12 protein-coding genes are annotated in these 12,979 nt (G+C 69.4%); 7 read left to right on the top strand and 5 right to left on the bottom strand.

All coding sequences use genetic code 11. The features are described 5' to 3' along the window. The first annotated feature begins 43 nt into the window (after nucleotides 1-43). From ACFYRU_RS04040 to ACFYRU_RS04030, 3 genes are all read left to right on the top strand, one after another. Nucleotides 44-1,165, top strand: coding sequence for an imelysin family protein (locus ACFYRU_RS04040; RefSeq protein WP_387652715.1), 1,122 nt, complete (start codon nucleotides 44-46; stop codon nucleotides 1,163-1,165). A gap of 118 nt (nucleotides 1,166-1,283) precedes the next feature. Further along, nucleotides 1,284-2,477: an iron uptake transporter deferrochelatase/peroxidase subunit gene (efeB, locus tag ACFYRU_RS04035; RefSeq protein WP_387652713.1), complete on the top strand. Its 1,194-nt coding sequence runs from the start codon at nucleotides 1,284-1,286 to the stop codon at nucleotides 2,475-2,477. 23 nt (nucleotides 2,478-2,500) lie between these two features. Beyond that, on the top strand, nucleotides 2,501-4,129 hold the full coding sequence (locus tag ACFYRU_RS04030) for a phospholipase C (RefSeq protein ID WP_387652711.1): 1,629 nt from the start codon (nucleotides 2,501-2,503) through the stop codon (nucleotides 4,127-4,129). Here ACFYRU_RS04030 and ACFYRU_RS04025 read toward each other — a convergent pair. Together ACFYRU_RS04025 and ACFYRU_RS04020 are read right to left on the bottom strand one after the other, a co-directional pair. Beyond that, nucleotides 4,126-4,947 carry an alpha/beta fold hydrolase gene (locus ACFYRU_RS04025; RefSeq protein WP_387652709.1) on the bottom strand — a complete coding sequence of 274 codons (822 nt, stop codon included), beginning with the start codon at nucleotides 4,945-4,947 and terminating at the stop codon, nucleotides 4,126-4,128. The genes ACFYRU_RS04030 and ACFYRU_RS04025 overlap by 4 nt on opposite strands. A gap of 16 nt (nucleotides 4,948-4,963) precedes the next feature. Next, a complete protein-coding gene (locus ACFYRU_RS04020; protein WP_387652707.1) occupies nucleotides 4,964-5,908 on the bottom strand; it encodes a helix-turn-helix transcriptional regulator in 945 nt (314 codons plus the stop codon). Between the two features lie 61 nt (nucleotides 5,909-5,969). On the opposite strand from ACFYRU_RS04020, the gene ACFYRU_RS04015 reads away from it, so the two are divergent. After that, the gene (locus ACFYRU_RS04015) at nucleotides 5,970-7,112 is read left to right on the top strand and encodes an epoxide hydrolase family protein (protein WP_387652705.1); all 1,143 of its coding nucleotides are present in this window, start codon (nucleotides 5,970-5,972) and stop codon (nucleotides 7,110-7,112) included. Here the strand turns inward: ACFYRU_RS04015 and ACFYRU_RS04010 are convergent, their stop codons facing one another. Further along, nucleotides 7,113-7,943 carry an oxidoreductase gene (locus ACFYRU_RS04010; RefSeq protein ID WP_387652704.1) on the bottom strand — a complete coding sequence of 277 codons (831 nt, stop codon included), beginning with the start codon at nucleotides 7,941-7,943 and terminating at the stop codon, nucleotides 7,113-7,115. It lies immediately after the preceding gene. Between the two features lie 95 nt (nucleotides 7,944-8,038). On the opposite strand from ACFYRU_RS04010, the gene ACFYRU_RS04005 reads away from it, so the two are divergent. Both ACFYRU_RS04005 and ACFYRU_RS04000 read left to right on the top strand, forming a co-directional pair. Then, complete coding sequence (locus ACFYRU_RS04005) at nucleotides 8,039-8,593, top strand: TetR family transcriptional regulator (RefSeq protein ID WP_387652702.1); 555 nt, start codon at nucleotides 8,039-8,041, stop codon at nucleotides 8,591-8,593. Between the two features lie 81 nt (nucleotides 8,594-8,674). After that, nucleotides 8,675-10,237 carry a trypsin-like peptidase domain-containing protein gene (locus ACFYRU_RS04000; RefSeq protein ID WP_387652700.1) on the top strand — a complete coding sequence of 521 codons (1,563 nt, stop codon included), beginning with the start codon at nucleotides 8,675-8,677 and terminating at the stop codon, nucleotides 10,235-10,237. A 341-nt stretch (nucleotides 10,238-10,578) separates the two neighbouring features. Here the strand turns inward: ACFYRU_RS04000 and ACFYRU_RS03995 are convergent, their stop codons facing one another. Next, nucleotides 10,579-11,295, bottom strand: a complete 717-nt coding sequence (locus tag ACFYRU_RS03995) for an NAD-dependent epimerase/dehydratase family protein (protein ID WP_387652698.1) — start codon at nucleotides 11,293-11,295, stop codon at nucleotides 10,579-10,581. Then, nucleotides 11,256-11,447, bottom strand: a complete 192-nt coding sequence (locus tag ACFYRU_RS03990; protein ID WP_387652696.1) for an NAD-dependent epimerase/dehydratase family protein — start codon at nucleotides 11,445-11,447, stop codon at nucleotides 11,256-11,258. The genes ACFYRU_RS03995 and ACFYRU_RS03990 overlap by 40 nt, the downstream gene beginning before the upstream one ends. A 134-nt stretch (nucleotides 11,448-11,581) precedes the next feature. Between ACFYRU_RS03990 and ACFYRU_RS03985 the strand changes: the two genes are divergently transcribed. Further along, entirely contained in the window at nucleotides 11,582-12,979 is a 1,398-nt protein-coding gene (locus ACFYRU_RS03985; protein ID WP_387652694.1) for an MFS transporter, read from the top strand.

Raw genomic sequence — 12,979 nt, 5'->3', positions numbered from 1 at the left:
GCCCGCGGATGTAAACCAGTCGATCCCCCAGGAGCAACCTCTCGTGCGCACTCCCCGTCTGTTGCCGGCGGCAGTGGCACTGGTTGTTCTCGGCGCGGCCGCCACCGTGACGGTCTGGCGGCCCTGGGAGGGCTCGGCCGACGCCGCGGGGGGACCGGCCGGCATCAGCGTGTCCCGCAGCCAGTGCGGGCAGGGCTGGACCAACGCGAAGACCGGGCGCCAGACGCTGTACCTGCACAACACCGGCGACGCCGCGGCCGAGGTCGATCTGGTCGAGCTGGGGACCAACAAGGTGTACGGCGAGATCGACGGCCTCGGCCCCAACACGACGGCTCCGATGGATGTGCAGCTGGGCGCCGGGAAGTACGCGATCCGCTGCCTGATCGAGGACACCGACACGATCACCGGCCCGGCCGTCACGCTGACCGGCACCGACCAGGGCGGACCGGCCGTCGTCGCGGTCACCAAGAACGACATGCTTCCGCTGGTGAAGAAGTACGAGGCCGGCGTCGCCCGCGGCGTGGCCGGCCTGGCCGCGAAGACGGACAAGCTGGACGCGGACGTTGCCGCCGGCAACCTGACCGCCGCGCGAACCGACTGGCTGGCCGCGCACCTGGCGTACAACTCCCTGGGTGCGGCCTACGATGCGTTCGGCGACTTCGCGGACAAGATCGACGGCTCCGACGCCGGGTTCCACCCGCTGGAGAAGGGCTTGTGGCACAACGCGTCCGCCGCGAGCCTGAAGCCGATCGCGACCCGGCTGGCCGCCGACGTCCACGGTCTGCAGCAGGACCTGCCCAACGAGCAGGTCGATCCGAACGACCTCGGCCTGCGCGCCCACGAGATCATGGAGAACGCGCTCCAGTTCGAACTGACCGGCGAGAACGACCAAGGCAGTGGTACGTCGCTGAACACCGCCCTGGCCAACCTGAACGGTACGGCGAACGTCCTGGCCGTCCTCGACCCGGTCCTGAAGCCGCGGTACGCCGAACTGCCGCAGGCGCAGAAGTGGGAGACCCGCGTCCGCGCGCTGCTGACCGCGCACCAGAACACGCCCGTCGACAAGCTCGACCGCACCACGCGCGAACAGCTCGACGGCGCGGTCGGTGAACTGCTGGAGAAGCTCGCGCCGGTGGCCGCGATCTGCGAAGTCCGGAGGTCCTGATGGCTGTGCATATGCCACGACTCCGTCGCGGCGGGTCATGGGGCTCGAACTCCCGGTCTTCCCTCGTCGCTCTGGTCGCTTCGCTCCCGCCGCTCCTCAGTCCAGACCGGGAGGCCCCATGACCGGGTTCGACCGGAGATCCTTCCTCCGTGGCACGCTGGCCGGCGCCGGGGCCGCCGCCGTCACCGGTCTGACGCTGAACGCCGACGCGGCCACGCCGACGTCCGTACCGTTCCACGGCGTACATCAGGCCGGCATCGTCACCCCGCAGCCGTCGCAGGTGATCTTCGCGTCGTTCGATGTGATTGCCGTAGGCAAGGATGAGCTGACCGACCTGTTCCGGACACTGACCGAGCGGGCGCGGCTGCTCACCACCGGCGGTGCGCTGCCCCCGTTGGGGATCACCGCACCGCCGGCCGATTCCGGCGTACTCGGGCCGGACATGCCGGGGGACGACCTGACGGTCACCGTCGGCGTCGGCGCCTCGCTCTTCGACGACCGGTACGGCCTGCAGGCGCTCAAGCCGGCGAAGCTCACGCCGATGAAGACGTTCCCGAACGACAGCCTCGACGAGGCCTTGTGCCACGGGGATCTGAGCCTGCAGTTGTGCGCGACCGAGACCGACACCGTGTTGCACGCGCTGCGGGACATCGCCCGGCACACCCGCGGTGCGATGCAGTTGCGCTGGCGGGTCGACGGGTTCCGGAGCAAGCCGCGTCCGGCCGGTGCACCGCGCAACCTGATGGGCTTCAAGGACGGCATCGTCAGCCCGGCATCGGCCGACTACGACAAGCTCGTCTGGGTCGGCAAGGGCAATGGCGAGCCGTCCTGGACCCAGGGCGGCAGTTATCAGGTGCTGCGGCAGATCCGGATGCTGGTCGAGTTCTGGGACCGGGTGTCGGTCGGCGAGCAGGAGAACATGTTCGGCCGCCGCCGCGACTCCGGCGCGCCGCTGGACGGCAACAGCGAGACCGATCTGCCGGACTACCCGGCCGACCCGACCGGCGGGGCGATCCCGCTGACCAGCCACATCCGCAAGGCGAACCCGCGGACGCCGGAAACCGCGTCCAGCCAGTTCCTGCGGCGCGGCTACAACTACGACAAAGGCACCGACGCCGTCGGTGACCTGGACATGGGCCTGTTGTTCTGCGCCTACCAGCAGGACATCGCCCGGCAGTTCGAGGCCGTCCAGACCAGGCTGACCGACGAGCCGCTCGTCGACTACATCCGGCCGGTCGGTGGGGGCTATTTCTTCACGCTTCCCGGTGTACGGGACGGCAACGACCACTTCGGGCGGTCGTTGCTCGCATGAGGTATTCATCAAGAGGAGAAGGCATGCGCGCAAGACTCCCAGTCGCCGCCACGGCCGTAGCGGCCGCGACGGGCTTGTTGCTGGCCGCCTGTGGCGCCCCCGGCGCCGCCCAGCAGGTGACCAACGCCGGCGCGGCGTTCACGGCGGCGGACGCCGCTTCGTACCACCCGGCGGGCACGACCACGCCGATCAAGCACGTGGTGGTGATCTTCGGCGAGAACATCTCGTTCGACCACTACTTCGGGACCTACCCGAAGGCGGCCAACACCGACGGTACGCCGTTCAAGGCCGCGCGGCACACGCCGAAGGTCGATGGTCTGACCAACGAGCTGCTGACGAACAACCCGAACGTGTACAACCCGAAGCGGCTGTCGCCGTCGCAGGCCATGACCTGCGACCAGAACCACGGCTACTCCGCCGAGCAGAAGGCCGTCAACGGCGGCAAGGACGACAAGTACGTCGAGTTCACCGAGACCTCGAAGTGCACCGGGCAGCCGGTCCTGTTCGGTGAGCCGGGCCTGGTGATGGACTACTACGACGGCAACACCGTCACCGCTCTGTGGAACTACGCCCAGCACTACTCGCTGAGCGACAACTCCTACAGCTCGGTGTACGGGCCGTCCACCCCGGGCGCGCTGAACCTGATCTCCGGGCAGACCCACGGCGGCCAGGCCTACGACCCGAAGACAGGCCAGCCGACGACCGACGCGTACGCTGTCCAGTCGCCGGACGCGAACGGCATCGGGACGATCACCAACGACCCCGACCCGATCTACGACGACTGCTCGAACAGCAACGGCAAGTCCACCAACAACCTGGCGGGCATGCACGGGCAGAACATCGGCGACCTGCTGAACCGGCAGAACGTCACCTGGGGCTGGTTCCAGGGCGGCTTCAAGCCGACCTCCACGGCCAACGGCAAGGCCGTCTGCGGTGCGTCCCACACCAACGTCGGCGGCAACACCGTGAACGACTACAGCCCGCACCACGAGCCCTTCCAGTACTACAAGTCGACCGCGAACCCGAAGCACCTGCCGCCGTCGTCGGTGGCCGCGATCGGTCACACCGACCAGGCCAACCACCAGTACGACACCTCGGACTTCGACGCGGCCCTGGCGGCGAACAACCTGCCGGCGGTCAGCTTCCTGAAGGCCGGCGAGTACCAGGACGGCCACGCCGGGTACTCCGACCCGCTGGACGAGCAGGCGTTCGTCGTCAAGGAGATCAACGCCCTGCAGAAGTCGCCGGAGTGGAAGTCCACCGCGGTCGTCCTGGCCTACGACGACTCCGACGGCTGGTACGACCACGTCACGCCGCCGAGCGTGAACGGCTCGAACGACGCGGCGCTCGATCAGGCCGCGCTGTGCGGCAACAAGCACGTCGCCGGTGGGTACGCCGACCGTTGCGGCTACGGCCCGCGGCAGCCGCTGCTGGTCGTCTCGCCGTTCGCGAAGACCAACCACGTCGACCACGCGCTGACCGACCAGTCCTCGATCCTGAAGTTCATCGAGGACAACTGGCGGACCGGCCGGATCGGTGACCACTCGTTCGACCAGCGGGCCGGCAGCCTGAACAGCATGTTCAGCTGGTGGGCGCACCCGAACACCAAGCCGCTGATCCTGGACCCGAAGACCGGGGCCGTCGTCAGCTAACCGCTTCCCCGGATGCCCTGGTCGACGAGGAAATCGTCGATCAGGGCATTCACCTGTTCCGGGGACTCGAGCGCGGCCAGGTGCGCCGACTGCTCGAGTACAACGAACCGCGCGCCGGGGATCGCGTCGGCCATCTCCTCGGTCTCCGCGACCGGGAACGTCTTGTCCTCGGCGCCTGCGACCACCAGCACCGGCGTGCGGATCTTCCCGAACAGTGCCCGTTGGTCGGGCCGGTTCGGGACCACGCTGGTGACCGCGTGCATGCCGGACCGGATGTTCACTTTCGCGGCCAGTTCGTTGACGGTGGCAACGACCTCGGGTCTCTCGCGTTTCGCCGTCGGGCCGAGGAACGCGTCCCGGACCGGACCCTTGAGCGGTCCGCGGATGCCACCCAGTAGTTGCGCGCTCCGGGTGAGTAGACCGTACTCGAATCGCTGGCGGCGTCCGGCCGGCGAGGCGGTGGCATTCATCAGGACGGCGATGCCGATCCGGTCCGGGTGCAGCGCGGCGAACGTGCCGCCGATCATCCCGCCCCAGCTGTTGCCGATGACATGGACCGTGCCGGCCTGCAGACTGTCGGCGATCTGCAGGATCACCTCGGCGCACTGCTCGAACGTGAACGGCTGCGTGAGCAGATCGCTACCGCCGTGCCCGGGCGGGTCGACGAGCACCACCTGGAAGCGATCCTTGAAGTGCGCGGCCTGCGCCGACCAGAGCGTGCCGTCCATCAGCAGGCTCGGCCAGAACAGCATCGCGGGCCCCGACCCGACGACGCGCAACCGGATCCGGCCAAGCACGGTCTCGACGTACCGATCCATGCCTGAACGGTACTGGTCAGGACGCCGCGATCGCCGCCGCCAGGCGCGTCGTCAGTTCGCGGATGGCGTCGATCAGCTCCGGCGGCTCCTGCACCTCGAACGGCAGACCGAGCACGCCGAGGTGCACCGCGATCTGGTCGAGCGAGTTGGCCCCGGTCTCGACGAGGGTGGATTTCTCGTCGATCGGGGTCACCGACGCGACATTCGGGCCGAAGCGGTCGGCCACCTCCTCGGCCGGAGCGTGGACCACGATGCGTGCCTGGTAGCGGTAGCCGCCGTACGCGACGCCCCGGTTCGTGCTGGCCAGTTCGGGCACCTCGCGTGGCGTGAACCGCGGTCCGGTCGGGATCCGCGGCTCCAGCCGGTCGACGCGGAACGTCCGCCAGTCGTCGCGGTCGAGGTCCCACGCGACCAGGTACCACCGCCGCCCGGTGTGCACGAGGCGGTGCGGCTCGGTCGTCCGCGTGGTCGCCGTACCGTCGTGGTTGCGGTAGTCGAAGCGCAGCCGGTGGTGGTCGCGACAGGCGGCGGCGACGGCGAGCAGTACGTCGGGTTGAACCGACGGGCCACCCGCGGGGGTGACCGCGACCTGTTGGAGCAGCTCGATCCGGTACCGGAGGCGGGATGGCAATACTTGCTCGAGCTTGGTGAGTGCGCGTACGGACGCCTCCTCCGTGCCGGCGACGGTTCCGTTGGCGGCGGCGCGCAGGCCGACCGCGACGGCGACCGCTTCCTCGTCGTCGAGCAGCAGCGGCGGAAGCGCGGCGCCGGCGCCGAGGCGGTAGCCGGCCACCCCGGGTACGGCGTCGACCGGGTAGCCGAGGTTGCGCAGCTTGTCGACGTCCCGTCGTACCGTCCGGACCCCGACGCCGAGCTCGCCGGCCAGGGCGGCGCCGCTCCACTCCTTCGGTTGCTGCAGCAGGCTGAGCAGCTTGAGCAGTCGTGCGGACGTTTCGATCATTCCTCCAGTCTGGCAGCTGGCTAGGACCGAAGCTGTCCTAACCGGCATTCAGACTGGAATCATGATCAAGGAATTCAGCATCGACATCCCGCAGAGCACGCTCGACGACCTCGCCGCGAAGCTGGCGAGCGCCCTGTTCCCCGCACCGCTGCCCGGCGACGACTGGAACACCGGCGTTCCGGTGTCGTGGCTGTCCTCGCTGGTCGAGTACTGGCGCACGTCGTACGACTGGCGCGCGGCCGAGAAGGAGCTGAACTCGTACCCGCAGTTCGTCGCGGAACTCGAGGGGCAGCGGATCCACTTCATCCACGTCCGCTCGGCCGAGCCGGACGCGCTGCCGCTGCTGCTCACCCACGGCTGGCCGGGGTCGATCGTGGAGTTCCTGGACCTGATCGGGCCGCTGACCGACCCGGTCGCCCACGGCGGGCAGGCCGCGGACGCGTTCCATGTGGTGATTCCGGCGCTGCCCGGGTTCGGGTTCTCCGGGCCGACCGCCGACGGCGACTGGACGTTCCCGCGGATCGGGCGGGTGTGGGCGGCGCTGATGGCGGAGCTCGGGTACGAGAAGTACGGCGTACAGGGTGGGGACCTGGGCGGATCGGTCTCGCCTGAGGTGGGGCGGGCAGCGCCGTCGGCTGTTGTCGGCGTGCACACGAACGGCGGGACGAACCTGCCGCCGATGCAGCTGTCCGACGAGGAACTGCAGTCGCTGACGCCGCTGGAGCAGGACAAGATGGCGCGGATCGGGCAGTTCATGAAGGACGAGTTCGGCTACATCTCGATCCAGTCGACCCGGCCGCAGACGCTGGCGTACGGGCTGGTCGACTCGCCGGTCGCGCAGCTCGCCTGGATCATGGACAAGTTCAAGGCGTGGACGTGGCCGGGGGAGTCCTTGCCGGAGGCAATCATCAGCAAGGACCGGCTGCTCACCAACGTGATGATGTACTGGCTGACCGGCACCGGCGGGTCGGCGGCCTACATCGGGTACGCCCAGCCGCGCTCGTGGGCACCGCGGCCGAACTCCGGTGTCCCGACCGCCGTCCTCGCCACCGCCCACGACGTCGCGATCCGCCGCTACTGCGAAACCTCCAACAACATCACCCGCTGGACCGACCTCGACCACGGCGGCCACTTCGCCGCCCTCGAAATCCCCGACGAGTTGCTCACCGACGTCCGACAGTTCTTCCGGGAGCTGCGGAGCTGACTACTGGAAATCTGTCGAGGTGGTGAGGTGAGCCCAAGCGGCTGCCTCCTCGGCGCGGGAACGCGACGAGCTCTCCGCGAGGGCTAGCGCGTCGCTCCCCAGCAACAGCCGCAAAGGCGGGTTCTCGAGGTCGACCACTTCGAGGACCGTCTGCGCGGCTTTCGCCGGGTCGCCTGGTTGCCTGCCGTCGGTTTCCAGGCGGCGGCGGTGCATCTCGCCGACTGTGGACTCGTAGTCGGGGTGTACGTCGTGGAGTTGCATCGACGAGCCGCCCCAGTCCGTGCGGAAGCCGCCCGGCTCGACGATCGTCACCTTGACGCCGAACGGCCGGACCTCGTTGTTCAGCACCTCGGAGAACCCCTCGACGGCGAACTTCGCGGTCTGGTACGCACCCATCCCCGGCGTCCCACCGGCCCGCCCGCCGATCGACGAGAACTGTAGGAAGTGCCCACCCCGCTGCTCGCGGAACACCGGCAGCGCCGCCTTCGTCACGTTGACCACCCCGAACAGATTCGTCTCGATCTGCGCCCGGAAGTCCTCGTCCGCCATCTCCTCGATCGACGCACTGTTGGCGTAACCAGCGTTGTTCGCCACCACGTCCAGGCCGCCGAACTCCTCGACCGCCGTCCGTACGGCAGCCCGCGCCGCGTCGGCGTCCGTCACATCGAGCGCGACCGCCCGGAGTTGCTCGCCGTACTTCGTCACCAGGTCGTCGAGCTGCTCAGGCCTGCGGGCCGTCGCGACGACACGGTCGCCGGCCGCCAGTACCGCCTCGGTCAACGCCCGGCCGAGGCCGCGCGAGCTGCCGGTGATCAGCCAGATCTTGCTCATCTCAGTTCCTAACTAACCGTTTGGTTGGATCTGAGTCCATCTAACCAACCGGTTGGTTAGAAATCAACCAACCGGTTGGTTGCTAGGCTGGACGCATGGAACGGAATGCGGACCGGACCCGCGCGCGGATCCTGGACGCGGCGACCGAGGAGTTCGCCGCCCGCGGGATCGGCGGCGCGCGGGTCAGCCGGATCGCCGAGGTCGCCGGCTGCAACAAGGCGATGCTCTACGCGTACTACGGCAACAAGGACGACCTGTTCGACGCGGTCTTCAGCGCCTCGCTGGACAAGTACCTCGACGAGGTCGGGTTCGACGTCGACGACCTCCCGGCGTACGCGGGGAAGGTGTTCGACTACTTCGAGGCGCACCCGGACCGGCTGCGGCTCTCGGTCTGGTACCGGCTGGAGCGGCCGGACGGACAACCGCTGGAGGCGATCGTCGCGGTCAACCAGCGTCGGCTCGAGGAACTGCAGCGGGGGATGCGGCGACGGACCGTGTCGCGGCGGTTCACGCCGGTGAGCCTGCTGTCGCTGATCCAGGCGATCGCGACCAGCTGGTCCTCGATGAACCCGGAGTACGGCGCCGAGTTGCCGGCGGCGAAGGTGCGCCGCGCGGCGGTGGTGGCGGCCGTGGAGCGGATTCTCAGCTGATTCATTGGTTGACCGGATGGAGTTCTCAGTCTGGCGCGCTCTACTCGTAGGCAGAGGGAACTGGCCGAGGAGGGCAACGCGATGAACGAGAGCGCTGGAGCGGGACCGGACAACGGTGACCAGCCGCCGCAGCAGGCTGCGCAACACCAGCAGGCTGCGCAGTACCAGCAGGCACAGCAGGCTGGGCAGTACGAGCAGGTTGCCGCGGGCCCGCAGTACCAGCAAGGGCAGTTCCAGTACGGTCCGCAGTACCCGCCCGGTCCGCAGTACCAGGCGGGGCCGTACGGGCCGCACCCGTACGGCCCGCAGTACCCGTTCGGGATGCAGCCGCAGCCGCCGAAGAAGCGTGGGCGCCGGTTGCTCGGGGCCGGAGCGCTCGGGTTGGCCGCCGTACTCGTCGCCGGATCGGTTGCCTGGGGCATCGACCAGCGGACCGGCGGGAACAACTCGACGCTGTCCCAGACCGCGTTCGACGCGTCGTCCGTCGCGGCGAAGGTGTCGCCGGGGCTGGTCGACGTGAACACCGTCCTCGGGTACGAGAACGCCCGCGCCGCCGGTACCGGGATCGTGCTGACGTCCGACGGCGAGGTGCTCACCAACCACCACGTGATCGAGGGCGCGACATCGATCACCGTCACCGACATCGGCAACGGGAAGACGTACACGGCGAGCGTCGTCGGGTACGACGAGGCGCACGACATCGCCGTACTGAAGCTGAAGGACGCGTCCGGGCTGCAGACCGCGAAGACCGGCAACTCCGACCAGGTGAAGCTCGGCGACCAGGTCGTCGGCGTCGGGAACGCGGGCGGTACCGGCGGTACGCCGAGCTACGCCGCCGGGAAGGTGACCGGGCTGAACCAGTCGATCACCGCGACCGACGAGAACGGGCAGGACCCGGAGAACCTGGCGAACCTGATCCAGACCGACGCGAACATCCAGGCGGGCGACTCAGGTGGGCCGCTGGTGAACGCCAACGGCGAGGTCGTCGGCGTGGACGTGGCCGGCAACGGAGGCAGCAACGGCGGCCAGGGGCGTCCTGGGCAGACCGCGACGTCGACCGCTGCGGCGGCGACCGCGACGCTCGCGGGCTGGGGCGACGGGAACGGGAACGGCGACGGCACCGGCTTCCCGTTCGGCAACGGCAACGGCTTCGGCGACGGCTCGGGGAACGGGTCCGGGTCCGGGTCCGGCGACGGTTCCGGGAACGGCGACGGTTCCGGGAACGGGTACGGCAACGGCGGTGGGTACGGGAACGGCGGGTCCGGGAGCGGGGCGACGACCGAGGGGTACGCGATCCCGATCAACCAGGCGCTCGACATCGCCAAGAACATCGAGAACGGGAAGTCCTCGAGCACCGTACACATCGGCGACTCGGCGATGCTCGGCATCTCGGTCGTCACCAGCACCGGTACCAGCGGCGCGGTCGTCGGCGACGTGGTCGCGAACGGTCACGCCGACGAGGCCGGCATCGAGCCCGGCGACGTGATCACCTCCTTCGCCGGCCACGCGGTCACGAGCCCCGACACACTGTCGGAGCTGCTGAACAACCAGCACCCCGGCGACAAGGTAGAGGTCGGCTGGACCGACCAGAACGGCCAATCGCACAAGGCAACCATCGAACTCGTCACCGGCCCGGTCCGCTAGTACAAGCGCACCCCCTCACAACTGGCGGACCGCCCGATCGGGCCCGCGCTCCCTCCCCCTCGAGCGCCGGGCCCGATCGCCTGTCCCCCGCCCCGCCCCGCCCGCCCCGCACCACCCGGCCCCGCCCCGCACCACCCGGCCCCGCCCCCGCGCCGCCCCCGCGCCGCCCCCGCGCCGCCCCCGCGCCGCCCGCCCCGCGCTGCGCCGCCCCCGCGCCGCCCGCCCCGCGCTGCGCCGCCCCCGCGCCGAGATCCGCCGAGTCGTGAGTTGTGGTCGGTTTCTGGCGCCGATATCCACGACTCGGCGAAGGGGGTCTGAGTCATTTGCCACGACTCGGAGCGTCAGGCGGCGAAGCCGGTGCGCCAGGTCGGGTGGGTGGGGGTCCAGCCGAGAGCGTGGGCGCGGGTGTTGGTGGCGCCTCGGGCCCAGAGTGCAGACCGAGGCGTCGCTGCCGGCGAGGATCCGGGCGTGGCGATCGCTGCCGGTGAGGACTCGGGCGTGGCGATCGGTGCCGGTGCGGCGGCCGCGGCGGCGAAGACGGGGGCCCAGGTGGAGGCGGCCGCGGGCTCGTCGTCGACGATGTTGACGGCGCCTGACGGCCAACTCAGGGCGGCGGAGGCGGCGCGGGCGGCGTCGTCGATGTGGAGGAAGCTGGTGACGTCGGGGCCGGTGGGGAGTGGGGCGGTGGCCATCAGGCCGCCGCGGGTGTACCAGGTGTCGGGGCCGTAGAGCATGCCGTAGCGGAGTACTACCCACTCAGGAGCTTCCGCAGTGATCTGCTCCAGCGTGTGAACCGAGTCGACGGTTGTACGTCGGTTCGCATCCGGCGAGTGCAGATCCAGCGGCGTCGACTCGTCGGCAGGTGCCGTACCAGGCTCGTACGCCCACGCGATGCTCTGCGAGATCACCCGCCGGACGCCGGCCGCGAGTGCCGCGTCGACCAGGTTGCGGGTGCCTTCGCGGCGGATCCGGCCGTTGGCGGCGAAGTCGCGTGAGGTGAGGTCGGTCAGCTGGTGCATCAGTACGTCCGGCCGCGCCGCCGCCAGCAACTCGGACAACCGCTCCCGGTCATAACGTCGCCGAGCACGGTCTCCGTCCCCGGTACCTCTGTCCGACGCGAAAGCGCCGTCACTTGGTGGCCTCCGGCAACCAGCAGCGGGACGAGACGGCGCCCGATCACGCCGGTAGCGCCCGCGACGAAGATCCTCATGGGAACCAACCGTAGTCAGCGCCGAACCCGGCCGGCTGGTCCAATCGGTGACCGGCGTCACGGTCCATTCCGCTGGGGTGAACAAGCGTTTACGATTCCCGGGTAAACAGTCGTTCACCCCTGTGAGGCTCCGCTTGACTGCCCGTCCGCGCCTGATCCTGTCCGCGCTCGCCTTCTGCGGCGTGCTGGTTTCGATCAGTCAGACCATCGTCGTACCGCTGCTGCCCGAGCTCCCCGCGATCACCCACAGCCCGCCGTCCGACGTCAGCTGGCTGATCACCGTCACGCTGCTGACCGGCGCGGTCTTCACCCCGCTGCTCGGCCGCGCCGGCGACATGTACGGCAAGCGCCGCGTGCTGCTGATCGCGCTGTCGTCGATGATCGTCGGCTCGCTGCTCTGCGCGACCAGCTCGGACCTGACCGTGCTGGTCGTCGGCCGGGCGTTCCAGGGCGCCGCGGTGGCCGTCGTACCGCTCGGCATCAGCATCCTCCGCGACGAGCTCCCGCAGCGCCGGGTGATCCCGGCGATCGCGATCATGAGCTCGACGCTCGGGATCGGCGCCGCGTTCGGTATCCCGGCCGCGACGCTCGTGGTCGAGTACGCGAACTGGCACACGATGTTCTGGATCAACCTCGGCCTCGGCGTCCTCGACATCGTGCTGGTGCTGCTGATCGTCCCGGAGTCCGCGGTTCGTACCAGCGGCCGCTTCGACGTCGTCGGTGCGCTCGGACTGAGTGCGTTCCTGGTCTGCCTGCTGCTCGCCGTTTCGAAGAGCAGCGCGTGGAGTACGCCGACCCTCGCCGTTCTGTACGCCGTCGCGGTGCTGCTGGTGCCGTTGTGGGGGTGGTACGAGCTGCGTACCGCCAGTCCGCTCGTAGATCTGCGGGTGTCGGCGCGGCCGGCCGTACTGTTCACGAATCTCAGTGCGCTGTTGATCGGGTTCGCGTTCTATGCCAATTCGCTGTCGACCGCTCAGTTGGTGCAGGAGCCGACGTGGACCGGCTACGGGTTGGGCGAATCCATCGTGGTCAGTGGACTGTGTCTGCTTCCGGGTGGTGTTGCGATGGTGTTGCTGTCGCCAGTGTCGGCCAGGATCTCCGGGGCGCGCGGGCCGCGGTTCACGCTGGGGATCGCGTCGTTGATCATGGCGGCGGGGTATGTCGTACGGCTGTTCACCAGCGGCAGCGTGGCGGGGATCGTGATCGGGGCGACCGTGGTGTCGGCCGGGACTGCTGTGGCGTACTCGGCACTGCCCGCCCTGATCATGCATGCTGTGCCGGTGACGGAAACCGCGGCGGCCAACGGGCTGAACACGCTGATGCGCACGATCGGGCAGGCGATCTGCAGCACGATCGTCGCCACCGTGCTCGCCAACGTGACGATCGCCCAGGCAGGCAAGATCGCGCCCGCGCTCTCGGCGTACCTGATCGTGTTCGTGATCGCGGGCATCGCGGCCCTCGCCGCGGCCGGGTTCGTACTGTTCATCCCGGTACGGCGTCCCGCGTCGGCGTACGAGGTGACAGTGGGGTGA

Origin of the sequence: Kribbella sp. NPDC004536 (genome assembly GCF_042873835.1) — a bacterium.
Lineage (GTDB): Bacteria > Actinomycetota > Actinomycetes > Propionibacteriales > Kribbellaceae > Kribbella.
The sequence above is the reverse complement of the archived record's forward strand: the minus strand, read 5'-3'. Positions and strand labels throughout refer to the sequence as shown.

Coding starts and splice junctions, on each gene's coding strand:
- ACFYRU_RS04025 (WP_387652709.1), bottom strand. CDS start 4,947: ATGGATCGGTACGTCGAGACCGTGCTTGGCCGGATCCGGTTGCGCGTC.
- ACFYRU_RS04030 (WP_387652711.1), top strand. CDS start 2,501: ATGCGCGCAAGACTCCCAGTCGCCGCCACGGCCGTAGCGGCCGCGACG.
- ACFYRU_RS04005 (WP_387652702.1), top strand. CDS start 8,039: ATGGAACGGAATGCGGACCGGACCCGCGCGCGGATCCTGGACGCGGCG.
- efeB (WP_387652713.1), top strand. CDS start 1,284: ATGACCGGGTTCGACCGGAGATCCTTCCTCCGTGGCACGCTGGCCGGC.
- ACFYRU_RS04020 (WP_387652707.1), bottom strand. CDS start 5,908: ATGATCGAAACGTCCGCACGACTGCTCAAGCTGCTCAGCCTGCTGCAG.
- ACFYRU_RS04010 (WP_387652704.1), bottom strand. CDS start 7,943: ATGAGCAAGATCTGGCTGATCACCGGCAGCTCGCGCGGCCTCGGCCGG.
- ACFYRU_RS03990 (WP_387652696.1), bottom strand. CDS start 11,447: ATGAGGATCTTCGTCGCGGGCGCTACCGGCGTGATCGGGCGCCGTCTC.
- ACFYRU_RS04000 (WP_387652700.1), top strand. CDS start 8,675: ATGAACGAGAGCGCTGGAGCGGGACCGGACAACGGTGACCAGCCGCCG.
- ACFYRU_RS04015 (WP_387652705.1), top strand. CDS start 5,970: ATGATCAAGGAATTCAGCATCGACATCCCGCAGAGCACGCTCGACGAC.